General features: G+C 33.2%; 23 protein-coding genes, 1 tRNA gene, 2 pseudogenes and 1 riboswitch. Of the genes and pseudogenes, 13 read left to right on the forward strand and 13 right to left on the reverse strand.

Going from position 1 to position 26,233, the window contains the following annotated elements; genetic code table 11:
• Positions 1-35 precede the first annotated feature (35 nt).
• From rfaD to H3U96_RS02100, 4 genes are read left to right on the forward strand one after another with little or no spacing between them, the layout of a single operon-like run.
• Positions 36-962, forward strand: a complete 927-nt coding sequence (gene rfaD / locus H3U96_RS02085) for an ADP-glyceromanno-heptose 6-epimerase (protein ID WP_086320175.1) — start codon at positions 36-38, stop codon at positions 960-962.
• Positions 963-972: 10 nt separating this feature from the next.
• Positions 973-2,019, forward strand: a complete 1,047-nt coding sequence (gene rfaF, locus H3U96_RS02090) for an ADP-heptose--LPS heptosyltransferase RfaF (RefSeq protein ID WP_086356908.1) — start codon at positions 973-975, stop codon at positions 2,017-2,019.
• A 2-nt stretch (positions 2,020-2,021) separates the two neighbouring features.
• On the forward strand, positions 2,022-2,984 hold the full coding sequence (gene rfaC / locus H3U96_RS02095) for a lipopolysaccharide heptosyltransferase RfaC (RefSeq protein WP_086356907.1): 963 nt from the start codon (positions 2,022-2,024) through the stop codon (positions 2,982-2,984).
• A 37-nt stretch (positions 2,985-3,021) separates the two neighbouring features.
• Complete coding sequence (locus H3U96_RS02100) at positions 3,022-3,222, forward strand: YaeP family protein (RefSeq protein ID WP_198195408.1); 201 nt, start codon at positions 3,022-3,024, stop codon at positions 3,220-3,222.
• On the opposite strand, the gene H3U96_RS02105 is transcribed toward H3U96_RS02100, so the two are convergent.
• The 3 genes from H3U96_RS02105 to trmA form a co-directional block, all read right to left on the reverse strand.
• Positions 3,215-4,618, reverse strand: a complete 1,404-nt coding sequence (locus tag H3U96_RS02105; protein ID WP_165596306.1) for a heavy metal sensor histidine kinase — start codon at positions 4,616-4,618, stop codon at positions 3,215-3,217. The two genes, H3U96_RS02100 and H3U96_RS02105, sit on opposite strands and share 8 nt — an antisense overlap.
• Complete coding sequence (locus H3U96_RS02110; RefSeq protein WP_034902561.1) at positions 4,605-5,291, reverse strand: heavy metal response regulator transcription factor; 687 nt, start codon at positions 5,289-5,291, stop codon at positions 4,605-4,607. The genes H3U96_RS02105 and H3U96_RS02110 overlap by 14 nt, the downstream gene beginning before the upstream one ends.
• Before the next feature lie 360 nt (positions 5,292-5,651).
• Positions 5,652-6,749, reverse strand: a complete 1,098-nt coding sequence (gene trmA / locus H3U96_RS02115) for a tRNA (uridine(54)-C5)-methyltransferase TrmA (protein ID WP_198195409.1) — start codon at positions 6,747-6,749, stop codon at positions 5,652-5,654.
• Positions 6,750-6,998: 249 nt separating this feature from the next.
• Between trmA and srmB the strand changes: the two genes are divergently transcribed.
• Entirely contained in the window at positions 6,999-8,309 is a 1,311-nt protein-coding gene (gene srmB, locus H3U96_RS02120; RefSeq protein WP_198195410.1) for an ATP-dependent RNA helicase SrmB, read from the forward strand.
• A gap of 123 nt (positions 8,310-8,432) precedes the next feature.
• Complete coding sequence (locus tag H3U96_RS02125) at positions 8,433-9,035, forward strand: peroxiredoxin C (RefSeq protein WP_034902551.1); 603 nt, start codon at positions 8,433-8,435, stop codon at positions 9,033-9,035.
• Between the two features lie 128 nt (positions 9,036-9,163).
• On the opposite strand, the pseudogene H3U96_RS02130 reads toward H3U96_RS02125, so the two are convergent.
• Positions 9,164-9,505 (reverse strand): annotated as a pseudogene (locus H3U96_RS02130) (multidrug efflux SMR transporter); the annotation flags it as partial.
• Positions 9,506-10,211: 706 nt separating this feature from the next.
• Here H3U96_RS02130 and H3U96_RS02135 point away from each other — a divergent pair.
• Both H3U96_RS02135 and H3U96_RS02140 read left to right on the forward strand, forming a co-directional pair.
• Positions 10,212-10,547, forward strand: a complete 336-nt coding sequence (locus H3U96_RS02135; RefSeq protein WP_065613180.1) for a hypothetical protein — start codon at positions 10,212-10,214, stop codon at positions 10,545-10,547.
• A 554-nt stretch (positions 10,548-11,101) separates the two neighbouring features.
• Entirely contained in the window at positions 11,102-11,419 is a 318-nt protein-coding gene (locus H3U96_RS02140; protein WP_065613183.1) for a hypothetical protein, read from the forward strand.
• Positions 11,420-13,441: 2,022 nt separating this feature from the next.
• Here the strand turns inward: H3U96_RS02140 and H3U96_RS02145 are convergent.
• From H3U96_RS02145 to H3U96_RS02155, 3 genes are all read right to left on the reverse strand, one after another.
• Positions 13,442-13,517 (reverse strand) — tRNA-Lys (locus tag H3U96_RS02145).
• Between the two features lie 104 nt (positions 13,518-13,621).
• Positions 13,622-13,936 (reverse strand): multidrug efflux SMR transporter, encoded by a 315-nt coding sequence (locus tag H3U96_RS02150; RefSeq protein WP_086356904.1) that lies wholly within the window; start codon positions 13,934-13,936, stop codon positions 13,622-13,624.
• A 23-nt stretch (positions 13,937-13,959) separates the two neighbouring features.
• Complete coding sequence (locus tag H3U96_RS02155; protein WP_086356903.1) at positions 13,960-14,283, reverse strand: multidrug efflux SMR transporter; 324 nt, start codon at positions 14,281-14,283, stop codon at positions 13,960-13,962.
• 614 nt (positions 14,284-14,897) lie between these two features.
• Between H3U96_RS02155 and H3U96_RS02160 the strand changes: the two genes are divergently transcribed.
• The 3 genes from H3U96_RS02160 to H3U96_RS02170 are packed head-to-tail and all read left to right on the forward strand — an operon-like array spanning position 14,898 to position 17,135.
• Positions 14,898-15,554, forward strand: a complete 657-nt coding sequence (locus H3U96_RS02160; RefSeq protein ID WP_198195411.1) for a nucleoside recognition domain-containing protein — start codon at positions 14,898-14,900, stop codon at positions 15,552-15,554.
• The gene (locus H3U96_RS02165) at positions 15,547-16,020 is read left to right on the forward strand and encodes a YjiG family protein (protein ID WP_034902524.1); all 474 of its coding nucleotides are present in this window, start codon (positions 15,547-15,549) and stop codon (positions 16,018-16,020) included. Before H3U96_RS02160 ends, H3U96_RS02165 begins: the two co-directional genes overlap by 8 nt.
• Before the next feature lie 14 nt (positions 16,021-16,034).
• Positions 16,035-17,135 (forward strand): M20 peptidase aminoacylase family protein, encoded by a 1,101-nt coding sequence (locus H3U96_RS02170; protein ID WP_065579177.1) that lies wholly within the window; start codon positions 16,035-16,037, stop codon positions 17,133-17,135.
• Positions 17,136-17,177: 42 nt separating this feature from the next.
• Here the strand turns inward: H3U96_RS02170 and ribB are convergent, their stop codons facing one another.
• The 6 genes and pseudogenes from ribB to eco all read right to left on the reverse strand — a co-directional run bounded on the left by ribB (position 17,178) and on the right by eco (position 23,561).
• Positions 17,178-17,816, reverse strand: a complete 639-nt coding sequence (gene ribB, locus H3U96_RS02175; RefSeq protein WP_065613188.1) for a 3,4-dihydroxy-2-butanone-4-phosphate synthase — start codon at positions 17,814-17,816, stop codon at positions 17,178-17,180.
• A gap of 146 nt (positions 17,817-17,962) precedes the next feature.
• Positions 17,963-18,101, reverse strand: a riboswitch (FMN riboswitch).
• Between the two features lie 106 nt (positions 18,102-18,207).
• Entirely contained in the window at positions 18,208-18,966 is a 759-nt protein-coding gene (locus H3U96_RS02180; RefSeq protein ID WP_082205211.1) for an ABC transporter permease subunit, read from the reverse strand.
• 243 nt (positions 18,967-19,209) lie between these two features.
• A pseudogene (gene potH, locus H3U96_RS02185) lies at positions 19,210-20,082 on the reverse strand (putrescine ABC transporter permease PotH); the annotation flags it as partial.
• A gap of 324 nt (positions 20,083-20,406) precedes the next feature.
• On the reverse strand, positions 20,407-21,543 hold the full coding sequence (gene potG, locus H3U96_RS02190; RefSeq protein WP_034902514.1) for a putrescine ABC transporter ATP-binding subunit PotG: 1,137 nt from the start codon (positions 21,541-21,543) through the stop codon (positions 20,407-20,409).
• A 101-nt stretch (positions 21,544-21,644) separates the two neighbouring features.
• Positions 21,645-22,754, reverse strand: coding sequence for an extracellular solute-binding protein (locus tag H3U96_RS02195; RefSeq protein WP_034902512.1), 1,110 nt, complete (start codon positions 22,752-22,754; stop codon positions 21,645-21,647).
• 312 nt (positions 22,755-23,066) lie between these two features.
• Complete coding sequence (gene eco, locus H3U96_RS02200) at positions 23,067-23,561, reverse strand: serine protease inhibitor ecotin (protein ID WP_198195412.1); 495 nt, start codon at positions 23,559-23,561, stop codon at positions 23,067-23,069.
• A gap of 104 nt (positions 23,562-23,665) precedes the next feature.
• Between eco and ydiK the strand changes: the two genes are divergently transcribed.
• Both ydiK and pssA read left to right on the forward strand, forming a co-directional pair.
• Positions 23,666-24,718 carry an AI-2E family transporter YdiK gene (gene ydiK, locus H3U96_RS02205; RefSeq protein ID WP_198192563.1) on the forward strand — a complete coding sequence of 351 codons (1,053 nt, stop codon included), beginning with the start codon at positions 23,666-23,668 and terminating at the stop codon, positions 24,716-24,718.
• 136 nt (positions 24,719-24,854) lie between these two features.
• Complete coding sequence (pssA, locus tag H3U96_RS02210) at positions 24,855-26,210, forward strand: CDP-diacylglycerol--serine O-phosphatidyltransferase (RefSeq protein WP_198195413.1); 1,356 nt, start codon at positions 24,855-24,857, stop codon at positions 26,208-26,210.
• Positions 26,211-26,233: the final 23 nt, after the last annotated feature.

Raw genomic sequence — 26,233 nt, forward strand, 5'->3', positions numbered from 1 at the left:
TAGTGCCATTAATTTTATTAGTTAAAGGTGTCATTATGATAGTTGTTACTGGCGGTGCAGGTTTTATTGGAAGTAATATTGTAAAAGGTTTGAATGAGTTAGGCCGAAAAGATATTTTAGTAGTAGACGATTTAACCGATGGTACTAAATTTGCCAACTTAGCAGATTTAGATATTGCTGATTATATGGATAAAGATGAGTTTATTTCAGCAATAGTCTCCGGTGAAAATCTGGATATTGAAGTTATTTTTCATCAAGGAGCTTGTTCATCTACTACTGAATGGGATGGCAAATTTATGATGGAAAATAATTACAACTATTCAAAAGATTTGCTGCATTATTGTTTAGATTTTGATATTCCTTTTTTATACGCTTCTTCCGCCGCAACTTATGGAGGACGTAGTGACAATTTTATTGAAGATAGAGTTTATGAAAAACCTTTGAATGTATATGGTTATTCAAAGTTTTTATTCGACCAGTACGTACGAGAAATTTTACCTAATGCAAGTTCACAAATTTGTGGTTTTCGTTATTTCAATGTCTATGGACCTCGTGAAAACCATAAAGGTAGCATGGCTAGCGTTGCTTACCACTTGAATGAACAAATAATTAAAGGAGAAAAGCCTAAATTATTTGCTGGCAGTGATAATTTTAAACGTGATTTCATTTACGTTGGCGATGTGGTTGAAGTTAATTTATGGTTCTGGAAAAACAAAGTTTCTGGCATTTTTAATTGTGGAACTGGTCGTGCTGAATCATTCCAATCGGTCGCTGATGCAGTATTAGACTATCATCACAAAGGCGAAATCGATTATATTCCATTCCCTGAACACTTAAAAGGACGCTATCAAAGCTTTACTCAAGCTGATCTGACTAAATTCAGAAAAACAGGTTGTCCAATTGAGTTTAAAACAGTGTCTCAAGGAACAACTGAATATATGCAATGGTTAAACCAACAATAAAGGAACCGCAATGAAAACGTTGATTATTGGTCCTTCATGGGTTGGTGACATGATGATGTCACAAAGCTTATATCGCACATTAAAACAATTAGATCCATCTATTGAAATTGATGTGATGGCACCAACTTGGTGCCGAGCTTTATTAGATAAAATGCCTGAAGTAAATCAATCAATTGCTATGCCTATTAGCCATGGTGAGTTTGCTTTAAGCAAACGTTATCAGTTAGGAAAGGAATTACGCAATAATCAATACGACCAAGCAATCATCTTACCTAATTCATTTAAATCGGCACTTATTCCTTTTTTTGCTAAAATTGCTAAACGTACAGGTTGGAAAGGTGAGATGCGTTATGGCTTATTAAATGATTTAAGAGTGCTGGATAAACAAGCCTTTCCATTAATGGTAGAACGCTATGTCGCTCTCGCCTACCCTAAACAAGATATTCATTCAGCTAAAGATCTGCCTCAACCAATTTTGTGGCCAAAGCTTAGTGTTGAAAAAGATGAAGTAGATCAAGCATTAGCAACGTTTAATATTCCTAGTGACGTGCCTTTAATCGGTTTCTGTCCTGGTGCTGAATTTGGTCCAGCCAAACGTTGGCCTGATTATCACTATGCCGCGTTAGCTGATTTAATCGTAAAACAGCATGCTAAAATTATTATCTTTGGTTCAGAAAAAGATAAGCCGGTTGGCGAACAAATTATTGCCAAAATGGTACATGGTGATCAATGTATCAATCTGGCTGGTCAAACAAAATTAGACCAGGCAATCAATGTGATTTCTGCATGTAAGGCCATAGTCACAAATGATTCTGGGTTAATGCATGTTGCAGCAGCGCTTGATAAACCTTTAGTGGCACTTTATGGGCCAAGTAGTCCTGATTTTACCCCGCCACTTTCCGATAAAGCTGAAGTGATCCGTTTAATCACTGGCTATCATCGCGTTCGTAAAGGTGATGCAGAACAAGGATATCATCAAAGCCTTATTGATATAAAACCAGATTTAGTATTTGAAACATTAATGAATCTTATCGTTCGCTGTGAAAAGAGCTGTTAATTATGCGCGTGTTAATTGTTAAAACTTCATCTATGGGTGATGTATTGCATACTTTACCTGCTTTAACTGATGCAGCTAACTGCATACCTGATATAACATTTGATTGGGTTGTTGAAGAAAACTTTTGTCAAATTCCCAGTTGGCATTTTGCAGTAAATGACGTCATTCCGGTTGCAATTAGACGTTGGCGAAAAAACTGGTTCGCTAAGAATATCCGTCAAGAACGCCATCAATTTATAGAACACTTACAGCGTCAACAGTATGATTGCATTATTGATGCTCAAGGGCTAATTAAAAGTGCATTTTTAATCACTCGTAAAGCGAAAGGTATCAAACATGGTTTGGATCGCCAAAGCATAAAAGAACCAATTGCAAGTTGGTTTTATGACGTAAAACATCATGTTCCTAAACAGATGCATGCCATTGAACGTGTCCGTATGTTATTTGCTAAAAGCCTTAGCTACTCACAACCAGATTCGATTGGTGACTATGCTATTGCTGATCATTTTTTAACATCATTACCACCTGATAACCAAAAATATTTGATTTTCCTACATGCAACTACCCGTGATGAAAAACATTGGACTGAATCGGCATGGCGTAATTTAATTAAGCTAATTGAACCTACTGGTCTAAAAGTTAAACTTCCATGGGGAGCTCCACATGAACAAGAACGTGCATTACGTTTAGCTCAAGGGTTCAAACATGTTGAAGTATTACCTAAATTATCTCTTAATGAAATTGCAACAGTTATTGCTGGTGCCAAAGCTGTAGTATCCGTCGATACAGGACTAAGCCACTTAACAGCAGCATTGGATAGACCTAATATTACTTTATTTGGCAATACCGATCCGAAACTTATTGGCGGATATGGCAAAAACCAGCATAGCATCATTTCCACAGATAAAACGATGCAATCCATAACTGCTGATGAAATTTATCAACAGTTAATAACATTTATTTAAATCATATTTAAATTATTTTAATCAGTAGGATAGTAAAATGAACAAATATAGTGAGCTAATTCGGGAAAAATATGCACAAATTGGTAGTAATGATTTAGGTTATATTGATGATGCGTTGGGCGCGGTAATGATAGTTCTCAATGAGATAGTTGATAATCAACAAGTACCTGCTGAATTACGAGAAAAAGCTGCCTATGCGGCAGCTAATCTACTAATAAGTGATTTTGACGTTAAATAACGGTAGGAAGTTTGATAATAAATCGAGTTGATAAATCATCAGATTCGACATGAATATGACCTTTATGCGTGTCGATAATAGATTTAACGATTGCTAAACCAATCCCTGTTCCTGAGCTATCTTTACCATTACGATGCCGAGATTCATCGACTCGATAGAAACGATCAAAAAGATGTGGTAAATGGCGACTTTCAATCTTTTTACCTGGGTTTGCAATAATAATTTGAATTCGTTTTTGATTCACTTGACTCAAGCTAATTTTGATTGTCTTATTTGTAGGGGTATAACGAATGGCATTGGATAAGATATTACTTATCGCTCGTCCTAACATCATTTTATCGCCTTCAATATGAGAACAACTACCTTCGATATCAAAAGTAATATTTTTTTCATCCGCTAGAGGTTCAAAATATTCACACATCAAACTGATCATGGAGTGCAAATCAATATCGATAAGGTTAGGAACCAATTGATGATTATCTGCTTGAGCCAAAAACAACATATCAGAAATCATCTGAGACATTTTTTCATACTCTTCTAAATTAGAATATAAAATTTCTCGATATTCATCGGTTGACCTCGCATTATTCAATACTATTTGCGTTTGTGTGGTTAAATTAGTAATTGGCGTGCGCATTTCATGAGCGATATCAGCAGTAAAATTGCGTTGCCGATCAAAAACATCTTCCATTCGATGAAGCATATTATTAAAAGCTTTAACCAAACTAACATATTTCACCGGTACTGATTTGGTTGAAATACGATAATTTAAACTTTTCATATTAATGCCTTCAATCTTTTTAATTAAACGATTGATCGGTTTTTGCGTAAAATATATTGAAATTAATGACCCTATTAAAGCCAAAACACAAGAAATAACAATAAGTAAACCTAAACCATTTCTCAATCGCTTAATAAATTCTAGTTGTAAATCACGCGCTACTGCAACTATCGTCGTATATTGGCGACCTTCCTCCAACAGTACTCTAGAGGCTCCGATACGATAAGACGATTTATCAATATTCCAAATTGCAGTACTATTTTCAGTAATTAAACGATCAAAATCTTCTTGAGATAAAGCAATAGATAGATTTGGCCCTCGGGTACGATAGACAATTTTTCCTGAATCATCAATAATATAAACAAATAAGTGATGATGACCGGTTAAAATAAGTAAAAGATTTTGAAAAAATTCATCACGGTTTTCATCGGGCGAATAATAGGTAAGCTCACGCTCGATTGAGGTGATGACAGAATTCAGTTCTGTGACATTTTGTTGAATCGAAATTTTTTCAAAAGTATGTTCAATAAGATAGCTAAAACAATAAAGTAGCCCACATGTCAGTAGGCATACAATAAGTGGTATACGAAATGATATGATGTTAGTTTTCTTCATCCAATACATCTAATTTATATCCCATTCCTCGGACCGTATGAATCAATTTTGGTTCAAAATCAGCATCGATCTTGTTCCGCAAACGCCTAATTGCTACATCAATAACATTGGTATCACTGTCAAAATTCATATCCCATACTTGGGAAGCGATGAGTGATCTAGGGAGCACTTCACCAGGATAACGTAAAAAATATTCCAGTAATAAAAACTCTTTATTGGTTAAATCAATTCTTTTATCACCTCTGGTTACGGTTCGTTTAGGTAAGTCCATAACAAGATCTGCGATACTTAATTGATAATTATTAACTTGTGGTACATTTCGTCTTAATAATGACTTAACTCTTGCTAATAGTTCGGCAAAAGAAAATGGTTTAACTAAATAATCATCAGCGCCTAAATTGAGCCCTTTAACTTTATCTTCAACACTTCCCATTGCAGTTAAAAGAATAATTTGCGTGTCTTTACCTGCTTCACGTAAAGACTGAACTATTTTCCAACCAACAATATCAGGGAGCATTACATCTAGAATAATTAAATCATAATCTTCAGTCATTGCGCGATGATAGCCATCTAAGCCATTATCTGTGAGATCTACAATAAATCCTGACTCAACTAATCCTTGGCGTAGATATTCACCTGTTTTTTGTTCATCTTCAACAACTAACAATTTCATATTGAATATTCCTTAATGTTCTATCAGGTTATCGAAATTGCATAATGCAGTAATAGGATATATGAAAAAGGGAAATGACATCATGACAATTTAATGACTATTTTGTAACCTAAGCGTCATTAATCAGTCGGTTTTGATTTGTTATAGTATCGCCACAATGATTCATGAGGCTAGACAGTATTGTTTCATTGTTTTATTTCCTTTCATCCATTCCTTGCAATTTAATGCAGCCCTAGTTGATCTAGGGTTTTTTTTTGCCTTTAATACTTACTGACGTAAATTTATTTATGGATTACGGCTAATTCACTATAAAACTAATTTTATTTTAGCAAATTTAACCGTAATTGAATATGGTTGATATTAGTTTTTACGAAAAACAATACCAGTTTCAATATGATCGGTATAAGGAAATTGATCGAACATGGCAAAATGTTCAATATGATGCGTTTTGGTAAGTTGTTCTAAATTATTTTTTAACGTACTCGGATTACAAGAAATATAGATAATTCTTTGATAACTTTGGATAATCTCAAGCGTATTATCATCTAATCCTGCTCTTGGTGGATCGACTAATACGGTTTGACATTGATAATCATCTAAATTAATGCCCTGCAATCGATTAAATTGTCGTTCTTTTTTAATTGCACTGGTAAATTCTTCGGCCGATAATCTGGCAATAATTAAGTTATCAATATTATTGATTTTGATATTATGTTGCGCTGAATAGACCGAAGCTTTGGCAATCTCGGTCGCTAACACCTTACGAAAATTTTGTGCCAAGGCAATCGAAAAATTACCGTTACCACAATAAAATTCTAGAAGATCACCTTTAGAATCTTTAGTAACCGATATTGCCCACTCCAACATTTTAATGTTGATAGCAGCATTAGGTTGAGTAAAACTGTTTTCTACTTGTCGATAACTAAAGTTCTTATCAAATATGGGTAAAACCTCATCGACATAATCAACATTTACCGCAATTTTTTGATTACTAGCTCGACCTACCAAATTGGCAATAATACCCTGCTCAGCTAATTGTTGTTTTAAACGCTCAGCTTCTACTATCCATTGGTCATCTAATTTTTTATGATATAAGAGTGTTATTAATAACTGGCCGCTCAACGTGGAAAAATAATCAATCTGAAAAAGTTGATGGCGCAACTTATCATTATATTGAAGTAACGGTAAAATTGTTTGCATGGCACGATTAATTAATTGTGATGCAATTGGAAAACTATCAATTCTTACTCTTTTTTTAGTTTTTTTATCATACATAATATGATAAAGCTCCTCACCGTTGTGCCAAATTCTAAATTCAGCTCGCATACGATAGTGACTAATTGGTGAAGAGAAAACCTGTAAATCGGGTAATGAAAAATCAGATAATAATATTTTTAAATTGGTTATTTTATTTTGTAACTGCTGGTTATATTTGTCGTTAGAAAAAGATTCTGTCATATTTATAATTCGATCATCAATTTAGATAAAGTGTGAATAGTACTCGCTATCTTATAAAGTGTTTAATTCTATCATAATCCCTAACCTATGATAAGGTTATAAGCGAGTAACGACTTTATTATCTACCGCATTTGTCGTCAAAACCAGTTTTATGCTTGTTTAAAGCTAAATCAGTTGCGTGTCGATAAAGATTGTAGTTATAGCGATTGCCGTTATAATGTGGGACAAAATGATAGATAAAAGAGCATTATGACTACACAAACTTTTTCCGATTTACAGTTAGATGATATCCTAATTGACAATCTACAAGCACAAAATATTAATACACCAACGGTAATCCAAGCACAAACTATACCTGTAGCATTAGATGGTAAGGATGTTTTAGGATCGGCGCCAACCGGAACCGGTAAAACCTTAGCTTTTTTGATTCCAGCGGTACAACATTTACTTGATTTTCCTCGTCGAAAACCAGGACCCCCACGAGTTTTGATACTAACCCCTACTCGAGAACTCGCAATCCAAATAGCTGAGCAAGCAAAATTACTTACGCAGTCAACTCACCTAAGTATCGCTACGATTACTGGTGGAGTTGCTTATATGAACCATGCTGAAGTATTTAGTAAAAATCAAGATATTGTCATAGCCACTACTGGTCGATTATTACAGTATATTAAAGAGGAAAACTTCGATTGTCGTGCAGTTGAAATGTTAATATTGGACGAAGCAGACCGTATGTTAGATATGGGATTTGCTCAGGATGTAGAAACTATCTCTGCTGAAACCCGTTGGCGCAAACAGACGTTATTATTTTCAGCTACGCTTGAAGGTGACGGATTACATAGCTTTGCTAATCGTATTCTTGAAGAACCAGTTGAAATCAATGCCGATCCTTCGCGAAAAGAACGAAAAAAAATTCTGCAATTTTATTATCGCGCTGATGATTTTGCCCATAAAGTTGCATTATTAACGTATTTATTGAAACAAGATGAAGTGAAAAAAACGATTGTATTTGTTCGTAAACGGGAAAGAGTGCATGAATTAGTAACATTACTTCATCAAGCAGGTATTCAAAGTTGTTATCTAGAAGGCGAAATGGTTCAAGCCAAAAGAAATGAAGCAATCAAAAGAATTAGTAATGACATAGTTAAGGTGTTGGTTGCAACAGATGTTGCCGCTAGAGGAATAGATATTGACGATATAAGCCATGTCATCAATTTCGATGCACCTAAAACCGCCGATGTTTACTTACATCGCATTGGCCGTACAGCTCGTGCTGGAAAAAAAGGTACTGCAATAATGTTAGTTGAAGCTCACGATAATGAGTTATTACTAAAAATTGAACGTTATATACGTGAACCGATTAAATTAAGAACCATTGATGAATTACGACCAAAAACCAAAGCACCAAAACCAGTGACTAAAAAGAAACAATCACAAAAAGCTAAACAAAAAAGTGTAGCTAAAAAACAAGAAGATACGAAAAAGAAAAAAGTAAAACAGCGTCATCGAGATACTAAAAACAAGGGTAAACCAAAGAAAATGATAATTAAAACCGAATAATAATTTGTTTATCATAGTTTAAACTTATGAAATCAATCGCTGATAACAACTTGGCGTATTGATATATACTGCTATAATTCACCGCAAATAAATTACAAATTCAGTTACACAAGGAGACTTTTTATGACATTAGTAACTCGTAAGGCACCAGACTTTACTTCATCTGCAGTGCTTGGTTCTGGTGAAATAGTAAATAATTTTAATTTAGCCGAACATATCAAAGGTAAATATGCAGTAGTATTCTTTTGGCCTATGGATTTTACTTTTGTATGTCCATCAGAAATCATTGCTTTTGATCACCGTCTTGAAGAATTCAAAAAACGTGGTGTAGAAGTTATTGGTGTTTCAATGGATTCCGAATATGTCCATAATGCATGGCGCAATACTCCACAAGATAAAGGTGGTATTGGCGAAGTAAAATTCCCGATCGTTGCTGATATCAAACATAGCATTATGCAAGCTTACGGTGTTGAACATCCTGAAGCAGGCGTTGCACTTCGTGCTTCATTCTTTATTGATAAATCAGGCGTTGTTCGTCATGAAACTATCAATGATCTTCCAATTGGACGTAACGTAGATGAAATGCTACGTATTGTTGATGCATTCCAATTCCATGAAGAACATGGTGAAGTTTGTCCTGCTCAATGGACTAAAGGTAAGCAAGGTATGCAAGCAAATCCAAATGGTGTTGCTAGCTACTTAAAACAACACGCAAGTGAAATCTAATTTTATTCAAAGTTGATATTTTTACATACCTTTCTTCTAACTTTTACCGGAGTTTTACTCCGGTTTTTTTATTTTAATAAAAACTCCAAATTTAATAATAGTTTTTATGATTAGGGTTTAAACCAATCTCAATGCCCTGAAATATTTGAAAAAAGATTAATAATTACCACTCCAAAAATAATAAATCCCATACCAATCAACGCAGCAAGATCCAATGATTGTTTTAAAAAAATCCAAGCGATTAAACTAATAATGATAATTCCTATTCCCGACCAAATCGCATAAGCAATACCGACAGGTATCGTTTTTAAAGCTAAAGATAAAATATAGAAAGAAGCACTATAACCAACTATGGTAATTATTGAAAAAGTAAGATTAGTAAATCCATTAGATAATTTGAGTGAAGATGTTGCAATCACTTCACAGATAATTGCACCGAAAAGTAGCAGATATGCGTTCATAGTTTTACTCTCAAATTGGTTAAATTTTTATAAATAGAATATAGACTTATAATGATATATTTTGTGAACAATTGAGATAATTAAGCGAGCTAAATCGTTAATAATTTATGAAATATTACATGCGTTAAACGGTGGCTTTACAATAACTATTAATAACTAATTAATATGAATAGCAATTTGCCACTATTTACAAAAATAAATACAAAAAGTCAGTTATTTCTATATGACTAAGTTATTATACCTAAAATTTAGTGGTTTAGCAGTGCCTTTTTAGTTTTTACAAGTCTAATGTTTTTTACTCTAATAAGGTTAATAACCTTTTTTCGATGTGATTTATTATTTTCAAGCTATCTGTTATTAAAAATGCTTTTATTTATACGATAACAAGATTGAATCCGTAAAATAGATCTACCTAATTATTTTATGATTAATCTCTCCATAATTGTACCGATTTAATAATCCACCTCGACTAACAGACATTAAAAAGATAAAAAATATAAGAATACAAAATACTTACTATTGAAATTATGTTTTTTATTTTTTCATTCTGACGTATTCCATATTAGAAAAATAAAAAGATTTCAACGATCAGTTACATAATTTATGATAGATAAAAACTATTGTAATATATTTTATTGATCTGTGAAACCGATCATATTATAATTTTATAACTTTTTATTAACTTAAAATTTTAAATAAATTTATGGAGTAGGAAATGGAACAGAATAAACAAGATAAAGATCTTGAAACATTACAAAAAGAATTTTACAACAGAGAAGCACAAAAAGATTTACAAGCAGAACTAAGAAAGCAAAAAGCAAAAACTGGAGCCATGATTGCTGCAGGAGCACTTTTTTTCAGCATCATAAGTTACATGATGTTTGGGGGTATTGGTGCTTTTCTAGCTATTATTGCTGTTTTTATGAGTATTTTCGCAATGCTTAAAGGAGGAACTTATACCAAACACGGTTCAATGATGTGTGGGCTATCATTGATTGCTGGAATTTTCTCAATAGTAATTAATATCATGGTAATGTTATTTATAAAATAACCTTAAATAATCATATTTTTAACAAACAGAAAAGAGAAACTAAAATTTGCTAAAACAGTATTATATACTGAAAAATTGCTGAAATTATTTGCAATTTTTAGTTAGTCATTATTGATGGCATCATAGCTTCGTTTATGCCTTAAAAATAAGGAAACGAAATGAATAAATTATTAATTAACATTATATTAGCTGGATTTTTATTATCAGGCTGTGGATTTAGAACTGAAAGTGGTCAAACCTCATTAGAAAATTAAACATATCAAACGATTAAAACTAAAATAAAAGAAGGGAAAACCACTCAAATAAACCATAAAATAGGGATAGGACAATAAAATGCGAAAAATGATATTTTTTAGTATTTATGTTTTTTTCATTCTGTTCCACTAACGTGGCTGGTTTAAGTGATATAGGAGACAAAATAAACCAATAACAATTACAATCAAAATTTTTCCGTAATTACTAGAAAGTTAAATACCGATGGTAAGTATACTACTTAAGTGTGTAAAAACGATATTACCTCGAAAAGAATTAATGCTAAATAAAGGAATTGAATAATGAATAAAATAATTACATTTATCTTTATTATTTTTTTAAATTTTACTCTAACTGGTTGTGGTGAAAAAAATACTATAACTTTTGATTTCGCTAAAATGAAAGTCGAATTAAGTGATTTTGATTCAAATATAGATTTGCCACGAAACATAGAAAACTTAAGTTATTCGGGGTTACTTTACCGAGTACTAGAAAACTGTGATAAAAATGATAATGAGCAAATTAAAAAGGAAATGATGTCAGGAAAAGATTATACAACATCAGTTTGTAGTGATGGTATTATTTATAGATTTATTAATGTAAGTAAGTATCATCAGTAATAGAAAAAAGCTATATTCAGTTTTTAAAGCAAACATAATTATGAACACTGCATTATAAATAAACCGATTAAAGGTGGATTTTGATAGCTTTTTATCTTTTACCTTAAAAATTTTAATAAATTTCTATGACAATACTATATGTCAGATCACAAATAAAAAGAGGGATAACCCTCTTTTTTTATAATACCCTTTATTTTTGAAGATTAAGGCATAACCACCGATGTCATTTTAGAAAGTTTTCCCAATATGCTTTTGTTATCATATTGTTAGAATCATGTAATTATAGTCTAGACATGTAAACTGCGATAAATTTATTAAAATCTCATCAAATTGACCTGCAAAATATTATCAATTCGACTGTTCTGACTGATTCCTGAATCATAGGAAATATACAATTTTGAAAGATTTTAATTTTCCAACTACATCTCAAGAATGACTCTAAATCACGTATCAATCGCAATTTATGCCAACCGAAATCATTTATCTTATAAATAGATCGCAGAAACAGTCAGTAAAAAAATTTTGAAGACAATCATAGTGCTATCAGTTAAAAATTATGACTCACTGGAGGCTAATTCATATAAAGATTTATTAAATGCGTATAAATGAGTAGGATTCGAGGCATTAATAAATAAACGAAAAAAGACTATCATTTTAACGCACTTAATATATTTTAAGATTTTATAGTCAAAAAGTAAGGATTAATGATTTATTTTAATGGTTTTAAATATTGGATTGTGAGGTAAGTGTTTTAGTAAGGTAACAAATTTATATTAATGGATTTATCAAACACTAAAATAACTACATATAACTTGCTGCATAACATTAAACAATTTTAATTAACTTCATCACCCATCATAATGTAAAAAATCCTATATCAAAAACAACTAGTTATTTAAAAGAAATGTTTATTTTATGATACCAACCACATCAATAAAAATTATTATTAATAATCTATGCATTATTTATATGTTGTTATAGTGTTATATTTTGTTAACTACATGGTTATTATTTGATGCATAAAAAATATTAGGGACATTCATTATTACGGATTTAATTACTTTTTTGGGTTCTATTTCAGCACAAAGTCTTTATGTTATTAATGCCCCACACTAGAAAAATATAATTATTGAAATGTTTATAAATAATTATTCCACATATATAAAATCACTTTTTACACTTATTATTTATAAGTTGTTACTTTTTTATATTTTTTTGAAAGATTTGAACGATCGGTCATATAATTTGCGATAGTTTGTGTCTATTATATCATAATTTATTGATCTGCAAAATCGATTGTTATATACTAGACATAGTATCTCAGGAGGAAAAAATCTTAACAATAATAATAAAAAAAGAGAGTTTTAACTCTCTTTTTTATTTATAACATATTTTCAAATCTAGTTTTTTTAGATGAATTATCTTTTGTGAATAAAACTTTATTTGCAATGATATATTTATCTAAATTATTAGTTCAAAACAACTCAATTTCTTCAATTTTAATACATGACATAACGCAATTTTTATTTGTCATAAAATTATGTTTATATTTTTGTAATTCTTTTAAAGCTATTTGTTTATTAATCAAACTATCTATATTAAATCCTTCTTTCAAATTTTGCGGGATCTACACCACCTAACACTAATGTTTTAAATTCATCTCTTATTTCTCTTGCAAAAGCTGGAGAAATGTAAGGATATTTCACCAAGCTTAGCTGATTAGTCTTTTTTTGTATCGTGTCTTAAATATCTAAACCGTCAAATTTTTGTGTCATTTTTTTTACTAATATAGATAAACTATTACCATCACTTGCTTCATATTTTTTATATCTGTCAATTTGTTAGTTGCCGTAAGTCTTCCCGCCGTATTTGTATACGTTTATATGAATATTGTTAGCGTATACAAAAACGTATACAAATGCATATGCAATTTGACGCAATTAAATGTAAGTAGTGCTTATAGTATAAAGTCTTATTCTAAAAGGGATTTTTAACAATTGAATATGAGGTTAAAAAAAAGAATGGTGGGTTGTGAGGGGATCGAACCCGCGACCAATTGATTAAGAGTCAACTGCTCTACCGACTGAGCTAACAACCCACTAAAGAAGTGTTGATTATTGTACAGAAGTTTAGATTTTAATGCAAATACTCTAAAATAGAAATGACATAACAAATTGATTTAAAAAAATAAATTAATTTTTATCACATCGTGAAATGCAAACCTATAATACCAATAATAATTACAGTAAGACCGAATATTCGAGTAAAATTTTTCGGTTCTTTGAAAATAAACATATTAGCTAATACAGCACCTGAAGTACCTAGTCCTACCCATACTGGATAAACTATACTTAAATCCAGATACTTTAATGAAAAATAAAATAATGAAAACGAAACAAAAAAACCGCCCCAATATAGTGTTAATCGCAATAGATTTTTTTGTTGTGAATAAAGCTTAAGGCCTATTGCACCAATAACTTCAAATATTGCAGCAGTTAAAATAAATAACCATCCCATATCATAATCCAAATTTCAGTTAATTAGCTATCTGCTCGTTTAAGTTGCACAACGCCAATAATAATTAATGCAACAAAAAATATTTCAATAGGTTTGATTTCTTTACCGAATAAAAACATATCTATAACTAGTGAACCAATCGCACCAACACCAGAAAATATTGCATATACGGTCCCCGTAGGAATAGTCTTACATGCACTTGTTAAAAAGGTAAAATCAACAATGATCACCAGAATGATAATAACCCAATGCCACCACTGACTTGCTGTAGTGAAACCAAATACCCAACACAATTCAAAAAAGCAGGTGAGAACAACAAATGCCCACTCTTTATTCCTGCTGTTCATAACGACCTCGTTATTTTTTATTTTTAATTTATATTGCTTAATTTTGTCTTTTCATTAATGTGCTTAATGAAAACAAAAGACGGTTCGCAAACTAGAAGGCTTGCCACCTAAAGATTATGATGTTTATGCAGAGAAACAATTCAACCTTATATAAATTATAGGATAACTATTGAAATAGTTTTTACAATATTTCGTTATCTTTTTTAGCCTATATTGATAATTTTATAACGATGGAAAAAAAATGGCAAGCCTATAATTATTGATAATTCAATGCTTTTAAATAACTTTCTTATTAATCATAAAGCATCTTGAAATCTTTATCTCACCGTTCTTGTTATTATTAATTAAAACCAAAAATAACAATAACTACATTTGCAAATCTTAATTTTGATAGTTTGTTACTAATTAAATTATCAATTCTCATTGGATATACTAATATAAATTAATTTATAAAATATTTTGAGGAAAGGGGTTTTTTTTCAATTAAATCAATATAGAATACTTCGCTTAGTGCTTTAATTCTTTTCGAAAGCAAAATAATTTAAGTACTTTAAATACAACTTATTTAATACTTTTATCAAAGAATAAGTCAGATAAATTAAAAGGAATAGACAATGTCAAAAAAATCGGACGATGAATTTAAAGTCGGCATAAAGGCTTATGTGTCACTTATTGTGGCCATACTGTTCTTTTCCGGACTATTTTATAATGTAGATGGAAAAGCTTGGTTGGGGGCATTTGATTTTACCAGTTTAAGTGGTAAGTTTGGCACAATGCTCCATCCAGAGAAAAATACCTTCGTTGGAGAGGGTGGAGTTAGCGCCAGAGCAGGCTTTATTTTCGCTCTGTCATTAATCCCAACCGTTATGCTTGCATTAGGCGTATTAGAAATCTTTACCCATTATGGTACCATCCGTGCTGCTCACAAATTATTAACACCATTACTTAAACCTATCTTAGGTGTCCCGGGTAAAACAGGTTTGGCATTAATTACTGATTTACAAAGTACTGATGCTGGTGCAGTGTTAACCAAAGAATTATACGATGAAAAACAGATCACTAAAAAAGATCTGGTCATTATTAGTGCATGGCAATATTCTGGAGCCGGGTTAATAAATAACTATTTTTCGATTGGTTCAGCACTATTCGCTTCGATGTCTGTCGCAATATTTACGCCACTTTTCATTATGATTGTATTGAAATTTGTCGGTGCAATTTTAGTCCGCCTTGTGTTAAATTCAGTTTATAAAAAGGATTTTATCAATGAGTAATTCAAGCAATCAAAAACAGACTAACAATCCATTAGACATTTTTGTCATTGGTGCTCGTAAGGGCTTTAATATTGCCATTAATAATTTAATGCCAAATATCATTATGGCATTTGTTATTACCGAAATCCTAAAAAGACTTGGCTTAATGCAATTAATTGGTGAAGCATTTGCCCCGGTTATGGGACTATTTGGCTTACCAGGTGAAGCGATTACCGTTTTATTGACAGCTTGGTTATCAGCCTCGGCTGGAACGGGTGTTGCAGTAAATTTAATTAGTGGTGCTATTCTCACTGGTACTGATATCACTATATTAGCACCAGCTATTTTCTTAATGGGCTCACAATTACAATATATGGGCCGTCTACTTGGTGTTGCCGATGTGCCTAAAAAATATTGGCCACTATTAATGGTTAATAGTATTGTTAATGCGTTAATAGCTATGATCATTATGCGATTTATTGTGTGATAAAGGAGATATCTATGTCGAACGTACTCGAACACTACCACTATTTGCATCAAATTCCTGAGCTAGGATTTGAAGAAGTTAAAACATCAAACTATATAGCAAGTAAACTAGAAGAAGCTGGCTACAAAGTAACCCGTAATATAAATAATACTACGGGTATTGTTGCAGAATATGATAGTGGAAAATCAGGTCCTGTACTGGCATTACGTGCGGATATGGATGCCTTAGGACACATAATTGATGGCCAACATTGCGCCAGACACACTTGTGGTCACGATGGGCATTCATCGATGTTATTGACTGCAGCACAAGAGCTCATCAAAGAAGGAAATATCAAAAAAGGCAAACTAAAATTGATTTTTCAACCTGCCGAAGAGTTAGGTTCTGGTGCATTAGCGATGATTGAGGGTGGTGCAATTGACGATGTTGATATGATCATCGGTTTACATGTTCGCCCTAAAGAAGAATGCCCTAAAGGCTTTGCATCAGCCGCTATGTTCTATTCGGCTTCAACCACAGTTGAAGTCAATATTCATGGTATACCAGCTCATGGGGCAAGACCTCATTTAGGCGTTAACGCTTTAGATGCGGCAACTATGGCGATTCAAGCCGTGAATACCATTCATTTAGCTCCTAGTTTAACATATAGCGTCAAAGCAACACGTTGTATATGTGATGCAGGTGTAACAAATGCTATTCCTTCTGAGGCTTATGTTTGTTGGGATTTACGCGCACCAACCAACCCTGCTATGGATGAATTAAAAGCCAAAACGCTTAAAGCGATTGAATTAAGTGTGGCATCTATCGGTGCTAAAGCTGATATCAAAGTATCGAAAGAAATCCCAGCAGCAGAAATAGATGATGAAGTAACTAAAATCATCGCTGAATCTATTACCGATGTACTCGGAAAAGAGGGATTGAAAGATCCTATTTTCACACCTGGTGGCGAAGATTTCTTCAATTATCCACGCGAAAGAGATGTAAAATCTGGTTTTTGGGGCTTAGGTGTCGATTTAACACCAGGTTTACATCATCCTGATATGACTTTTGATACATCAGCATTAGAAAATGGTGTAAAAATTACTAAAACTTGTGCTTTGAAGGTTTTAGGTTAAACAAAAAAATCCGCCGATTACTTCGGCGGATTATTAAAAACATTATAATAATTTACGATAAGCCACTATATCTTCAATGGTGACTACCGGTAGCTGATGCTGTTTTGCAAACGCAACAACTTGTGGCGCTCTTGCCATTGATCCATCATCATTAGTTATTTCACAAATTACTGCTGCAGGTTTAAATCCAGCTAATGTTACTAAATCAACCGACGCCTCAGTGTGCCCTCGACGATTTAATACACCACCCTCTTTGGCAACTAGTGGGAAAACATGACCAGGATGATTTAAATCTGTTGGTTTTGCATCATCCGCTACCGCTGCTTTGATAGTCGTTACTCTATCAGCTGCTGATACCCCTGTCGTAACGCCTTTTGCCGCTTCGATAGAAATAGTAAAAGCAGTGTGATTTTTACTAGTATTATTTGCCACCATCATCGGCAATCCTAATTTATCACAATAAGATTGTGGCATACATAAACAAACTATACCGCTGCCATGACGAATAGTTAATGCCATTTGCTGAGTGGTAATAGTTTGCGCTGCCCAGATAATGTCACCTTCGTTTTCACGATCTTCATCATCCAAAACTAACACCCCAGATCCAGCTTTGATTGAAGCAATTGCTTTGTTTACTCGTTCGATTGATGTGCCAAATTCATTTAAATTAAACTGATTCATGGTAGATACCTATCCTGTTTTATTAAACTAATTATATTTATCCTTAATTATTATAAAGTTACTAAGTGATAAATATATTAAATACCAGAATCAGGGCAAGTGCTTGACCATAGTGATTTTGCTATAGCGCAAATATAGAAAAGATAAGCTACTCTCTTTCATCCAGACTTTAACTGTCGGCTTTGGAATCTCACCAAATCTGCTGTCCTTAATAAAATAGAATTTTACTAAGCGCTCGTGGGCTATACCACCGGTGGGGAATTGCGCCCCGCCCTGAGAATTTTGTCAGTAACCTGACTGCGCACACTATAATATAAAACGGCTAAAAAAACACGTATATTTTATAAGGATAAAAAAATTGCCGCAAAAGCGGCAATAATTAATAATCAGATTAACGCATGCGAATTTCTCTTAAATGTCGTTTTTCGGCGCGACGCATCCAAAGCCATGACATAAAACCGATAATACCAACAATTAGTAAAATAATTGTTGCTAAGGCATTAACTTGTGGATCGACACCTAAACGAACCTTAGAAAATACTAGTTTCGGTAATGTCATTGCACCCGGTCCGGTAACAAAATTAGCAATAACCACATCATCAAGTGATAGAGTAAATGCCAATAACCAACCAGAAACCAGCGCTGGTGCAATCATTGGTAAAGTAATTATGAAAAATACCTTCAATGGATTCGCACCAAGATCTAAAGCCGCTTCTTCGATTGACTTATCTAACTCTCGCAATCTGGCACTGATAACAACTGTCACATATGCAGTACAGAATGTTGCATGCGCCATCCAAATAGTCAATGCACCGCGTTCTTTTGGCCAACCGAGCGCTTGTCCCATTCCGACAAATAGCAGTAATAAGGCTAAACCAGTAATGACATCAGGCATAACTAACGGTGCCGTAGTCATAAACGAGAACAGGTTAGAGCCACGGAATCGTCTAAACCGAATGAGAGTAAAAGCAGCTAAAGTACCCAGTACAATCGCTAATGAGGCTGCACCTGCCGCGATAGTCAAACTCAATCCTACTGCTTTGAGTAAAGTGTCATTATGTATTAACTCAACATACCATTTGGTTGAAAATTCTGCCCATACCGTTACCAGCCTTGAACTATTGAACGAATAAACAATTAAAATGACCATAGGGATATATAAAAAGGAAAAAACTACTAATAGAATTAATCCTTTTAAACATCTCACTAACAACGCAATTGTTACAATAGTTGTTAAGATAAGGCTAAATAGCAAGCATCCGACATACAAGCTAGCACTACCTAATAGCGCAAATCCTGATGCAGAGATCAAAACCGATAACACTATTGAACCGAATAATGCAGCAATAAAAACAATCAATGCTGAGCGCATGACTAATGGTAAATTATTCATTTATTTACCTCCCATTTCTCGGTTCTGGAACTTATTAAAGTAGTAGATAGGTACAATTAATATCAATAACATCACTGTTGCCACTGCTGATGCAGCTGGCCAATCGTGATTATTAAAGAATTCAGCCCATAATTGGGTACCAATCATTAGACCATCAGAAGGACCTAATAATTCAGGAATAACATATTCACCTACTGCAGGAATAAATACCAACATGCCTCCGGCGATAACGCCATTTTTGGTTAGCGGTACAATAATTTTGAAGAAGGTTTTAATTGGTTTACAACCAAGATCTAACGCCGCTTCAATCAGCGTTGTGTCTACTTTACTTAATGAGGTATAAATTGGTAATACCACAAATGGTAAATAAGAATAGACAATACCGATATAAACAGCTAAGTAAGTTTTCATTATGATTAATGGCTGATCTATAACCCCTAACCACATTAAGAAATTATTTAATAGACCATTAGGATTTAAAATCCCAATCCAAGCATAAACCCGAATTAGAAACGAAGTCCATGATGGCAATATGATTAATAGTAATAAAATATTTCTGGTTGATGGTTTACATTGCGAAATAGCCCATGCTAATGGGTAACCAATTAAAATACATAACAACGTTGAAATTGCTGCAACTTTTAATGATTGTAAATAAGAATCTAGGTAGATTGTATCTTCAAGTAGATTAAAATAATTACCCAAATTTAAAACAATATTAACTAAGCCATCTTCATAGCTAAACAGTTCAGTATAAGGTGGCACAGCTATCGCTACTTCGGAAAAACTGATTCGAAATACAATCAAAAACGGTAATAAAAATAGCAACAACATCCAACAATATGGAATAGCTATTACTAATAGACGGCCATAGAGTGTCATCAAATCAGAATCATCACGTTGTAGTCGCAACTTACGATAAGCATAATAGATCGCCACTAAACCTAATCCAGCAGGTATATATAAAATACTGCCGGCTATAATCAACCGATAAGCAAATTTAGATGGTTTATAATGTGCCAAATATGCGCCAACACATGATACTAATAAACTTAATACCATTGACGTAAATAACGCATCTAAAAACAGATTGTCAAATGCATTGATGGTTACAAAACGTACATAAACACCAAGTAACACTAAGGCATTTAACAACAAACCCCATAAAATGGATCGCATCAATTTGTCCTCTTGTGTTTATTCGGTCAGCACAACACAGCTATCAATTTCCCAACTTAAGTTGACAATATCACCCCAAGTTGGCATTCCTTTACGATAACGATGTTCGTTTTGTAGTTGAGCAATAATAATTTGTCCACTTTGTAATTTAACGTGATAAATCGACAGATCGCCTAAATAGGCAATTTCAACTACTTCACCCGTGGCAACGTTGTAACCATCGGCTGGAATTTCATCACAAAGTTTAATTTTTTCCGGTCGTAATGCGACTTGAATTGGCACACCTTCAACCGCCGGTGAATCGTAATCGACTTTTAATGGGTGTTTAATCATCGGACAACTGATAATTAATCCATCTTCTAAGGTCTCTTGTAAAATACCGTCAAAAACATTTACAGAACCAATAAATTCTGCACTATAACGGCTATTTGGATGTTCATAGATTTCTTCAGGCTCACCTATTTGCACAAATTGGCCTTTGTTCATAATCGCAATACGCCCAGCCATAGTCATGGCTTCTTCTTGATCATGGGTAACCATTACGCAGGTTGCACCAACTTGTTCTAAGATGCTAACCACTTCAAGTTGCATTCGGTCACGAAGTTGCTTGTCCAATGCGCCCATTGGTTCATCTAACAGTAGTAATTTTGGTCTTTTAGCTAAACTTCGAGCTAAAGCAACGCGTTGTCTTTGACCACCTGAAAGTTGATGAGGTTTACGTTTGCCAAACTGTTCCATATGCACAAGCGCCAACATCTCTTCAACACGATGTTTAATTTCATTTTTATCTAATTTATCTTGTTTTAATCCAAAGGCAATATTTTGCTCAACCGTCATGTGAGGAAAAAGAGCATACGATTGAAACATCATATTAATCGGACGATTATAAGGTGGTACTTGTGATAAATCTTTCCCATCTAAAATAATTTGTCCAGAAGTCGGTTGTTCAAAACCGGCAAGCATCCGCAATAATGTTGATTTACCACTACCAGAAGCTCCTAATAAGGCAAAAATCTCTCCGGTATAAATGGTTAAATTGACATCATCAACGGCATAATAATCATCATTAAAAACTTTGGTTAAATTTTTGATCTCCAATAATGGAGTTATCATCTTTTTTTTAGGCTGTACCTGATTTGTTGTTTTATCGTTCACGCTTTTTTCCTCATAACAACAAGCCAAAAAAAACGAGACGGAAAGATTTAAAACCCTCCCGTCTAGAATGTATAAGTCAATTAGTTGACATTTTCAAACGGTTATTTACCCGTTTTCAATTTTGTCCATGTACGAGTGATCACACGTTCAAGTTTCGGTTCTTTTACCGTTAAAGTGAATAATTTTTCCATCACTTCTGGTTTTGGATAAACCGCTGGATCATTTTTCACTTCTGGCTTAACAAACTGATCATTTGCAACTTTATTAGCGCTAGCGAAATTAACATCATTAGTAACTTGAGCTGCAATTTCAGGTTTCATAACAAAGTTCAAAAACTCATGAGCCTCATCAGGATTTGCAGAATCTTTTGGAATAGCAAAAGTATCAAAGAATACTAATGCACCTTCTTTCGGAATTTGATATCCAACATGCACACCATTTTTAGCTTCGTTAGCTCTATCACGGGATTGTAAAATATCACCTGACCAACCTAAAATCACACAAATATCACCATTAGCTAAATCAGTAATATATTGAGATGAATGGAAATAACGGATATTTGGTCTTACTTTTTCCAACAATTCGTAAGCTGCGCCAGTATAATCTTTTGCATCAGTACTATTTGGATCTTTACCTAAATATTGAAGAGCACTTGCTAAGATTTCAGTTGGGGCATCTAAGAATGCCACACCACAATCTTTAAGTTTTTCCATATTTTCAGGTTTGAAAACTAAATCCCAACTGTCAACAGGAGCATCCTCTCCAAGACGTTCTTTAACTTTATCAATGTTATAACCAATACCAGTAGTCATCCATACATATGGGATTGCATACTTATTATCTGGATCATGGTTAGCCATTAATTTCATTAAATTAGGATCAAGATTTTTCCAATTAGGCAATTTACTTTTATCTAACGGTAGATAAATATCAGCTTTAATCTGTCTAGCTAAAAAACTATCTGAAGGTGAAACCACATCAAAACCAGAATGACCGGCCATTAATTTACCTTCAAGCGCTTCATTGGAATCATACACATCATAAACTAGTTTAATACCAGTTGATTTTTCAAAATCAGTGATTGTGCTATTACCAATTTGACCTGCCCAATTATAAAAATGCACGACACGGTCTTTTGCTATAGCAGATTGAGATAGTGCTAGTGATACACCAGCGATGATTGAAAGAATTGTTTTACGTTGAGTAAACATGCTCACCACTTCTCCTCTAGTTAGGGATATTACATGTTAGACACAAGCCCATTGTTAAATACAACGGACCCCCAAATTTTACCATTATTACTCATTAAATAATATGGTGAAACCGAGGTAATCAGGCAATCACAAATCATTAATATAATTAATGAACATGTAGAGCTAACCTTGCATTACGAGGGATAAAATACCTTTTTTTTTTCAGATGTCCACTTAAAAAGTCAAATATTCTAAGATTGTGGGCTGAGTGACTAGATTTTAATCAATCAACCCTTTATTAGCGAGCTATTAACAATTAATTTACTTTTTTTATTCGGCGTTGGCTTGCAGAACTTTTAAATCAGGTTGCCAAATTCGATATTTAACGGTCACATCATTTGGTACATAAAATACCAATGGCAATTGACTGTTATAATTTAATAAACCTAAATTATGATTGATGGTCACAAATTGATTTTTGCTGGCACTGTCAGGGCAAGCCATCATAGTTGAAATATTACCTTTTACTTCATCAACTTCGTAATAAGAATATCCCCAACCTTTAAGTTCCTTTTCTTTAATTACTCCTGCTAAATGATTCACATTACAATCAACGTTCATATTTTTACCAACAAATATTTCTACTTTAGCATTAGTTTCATCTTTTAAAGTTGGAAGATGAATCACATAACGAGTAGCGCCTATTTTAGCATCAGGATATGGCGCGATTTGATTTAATTTTTGCACGACTTGTGGTGTTTTTTGCGTATTTGCGCAAGCAGATAATGCCACACCCATCAATGTTAGTAACACTAATTTTTTCATTATTATTTCTCCAATAAAATTGTCTAACTTAATACGTCAACGTATGCTTTTTAGAACATAATGCGTATAATAACATTATCTAGATTAATGAATATGAGATAAAAATGCCAGCAGAAAAAAAAACTGATGATTTATTAAAATTAATTCTTAATTTACTTTTGATAGGCTTACTAATTGTTTTAACTTATCGAGTAGTCGAAGTATTTTTATTTGGCTTTTTTTGGGCGGTAATGGTGGTTATTGCAACTTGGCCATTAATGATCAAAATCCAAAAAAAACTCTTTAATAAACGTTGGTTATCTTTATTAGTCATGGCGATAATTTTAGCCTTTGTCTGTGTTATTCCTTTTATCTTAATAATTAGTAGTGTTGCTCAAAATGGTCATTATCTGGTCGAATGGGTTAGAACGTTATCGCATAGAGAATTACCTACCCTCGATTGGTTGGTCAATATTCCGATGTTTGGTGAAGAATTTCACCAAAAATGGCTTGAGCTTATCAAAACAGATGGTTCACAATTAATATCCGATATTCAACCTTATATTGGCATCATGATTGGCTGGCTTTTAGAGCAAGTAACCAATATTGGCGTTTTTATTTTTCATGCCGGTGTCATGATCATTTTTAGTTTATTACTGTTCCTTAAGGGAGAAAGTATCACTAAATATGTTTATGTTTTGGCGAATCGTTTATCTAAACAATATGGCACTACAACAGTTACCTTAGCGGGTCAATCAATACGAGCGGTAGCATTAGGTGTAGTTGTCACTGCTATTACATTAGCATTAATTGGCGGAATGAGTTTTATCTTTACCAAAATGCCATTTCCAGGCATTTTAACGTTAATATTATTTATCTGTTGCGTTGCTCAAATTGGACCTGTTATTGTCATGTTAGGTTGTATCATTTGGCAATTTTGGGATGGGCATATTATATCAGGCATAGTTTTAATTGTTGTGGCTATCATTTTGACCACCCTTGATAGTGTAATGCGAGCATATTTGATAAAGAAAGGCGCCGATCTCCCCTTCTTACTTATCTTATTTGGGGTAATTGGCGGAATTCTAGCCTTCGGAATTATGGGTTTATTCATCGGCCCAGTAGTCTTAGCCTTAAGCTATAAAATTATTCAACAATGGGTTAATGAACAAGCTTAAAGCATATTTAGGTATATAATAGAGTTAGTTAACCGATCAATTTAATTATAGATTACCCCTAAATAATAGGAGTATTATTTTCTGACATAAATTGTGGTATTCTACACTTTGTGTCAGTTTTAATGATATTTAGAACATGCGAATACCCTTTATAAAATATAATCATCAAAAACATTTAAACGAATTAGCCAAGCTTCAACAGAAAGCTGAACAATATCAGATTGTTTATGATCCTAAAACCTATAGAGTTGCATTGCTTGAACAGATAAAAAAAGCTCAACATCGTATCTATATTGTTGCCCTTTATTTAGAACAAGATGAAGCTGGTCGCGAGATTCTTGATGCGCTTTATCAAGCTAAAACCCACCAACCAAACTTAGACATCAAAATTTTTGTTGATTGGCATCGTGCTCAACGGGGTCGAATTGGTGAAGATAAAACCAAAACGAATGCGCGTTACTATTATGATTTGAAACAACAACATCCATCTGTTGATATTCCGGTTTATGGTGTGCCAGTTAATCGTCGAGAAGTTTTAGGTGTATTACACTTAAAAGGATTCATAATTGATGACAGTGTAATCTATAGTGGTGCTAGCATTAATAATGTTTATTTATATAAACTCGATAAATACCGTTATGATCGATATCACTTTATCACTAATAAAGTTTTAGCGGATACAATGGTGAATTATGTTAATGATAATTTTCTGCCACTTGATGGTGTGCAACGGTTAGATGTTAGTGAACATAAAACCCGTAAACAAATTAAGTCAGAAATTAAACAACTACGCCAACATCTTATGGATGTTAATTATCAATATACGGGAAATAGTGATAACGAAACTTTATCAGTAGCACCAATTGTAGGTCTTGGCCGAAATAATCAGCTGAATAAAATTATTCACCATCTAATAAACACGACTGAACAAAAAATCACATTTTGTACACCTTATTTCAACTTACCTAATATATTAGTGCGTGACATCATTCGTCTATTAAGAAAAGGTAAACAAGTTGAAATCATTATTGGTGATAAAGTAGCTAATGACTTTTATATTCCTGAAGACCAACCTTTTAATATCTCGGGTGGATTACCTTATTTGTATGAAATAAACTTAAGACGTTTTGTTGAACGGTTACAAAATTATATTGATAAGAAACAGTTAATCATTCGATTATGGAAAGATGCTGATCAAACTTATCACTTAAAAGGGATTTGGGTAGATGATGAGTGGATGATGATTACAGGTAATAATCTTAATCCAAGAGCTTGGCGTTTAGATCTGGAAAATGCCATACTTGTTCATGATCCTAAACATGAATTACAACAACAGATTAAACAAGAACTCACAACTATTCGTGAAAAAACAGCACTAGTCACCCATTTCCAACAAATTCAAGCAAGCCAATTCTATCCAAAACAGGTACATAAATTAATCAAACGTTTAAGCCGCATCAGAGTGGATAGAATTATTAAGCGATTATTATAATTAAATTCGATTTAGATTAATCA

This window comes from Gilliamella sp. M0364 (assembly GCF_016100565.1).
Classification (GTDB): Bacteria; Pseudomonadota; Gammaproteobacteria; order Enterobacterales; family Orbaceae; genus Gilliamella; species Gilliamella apis.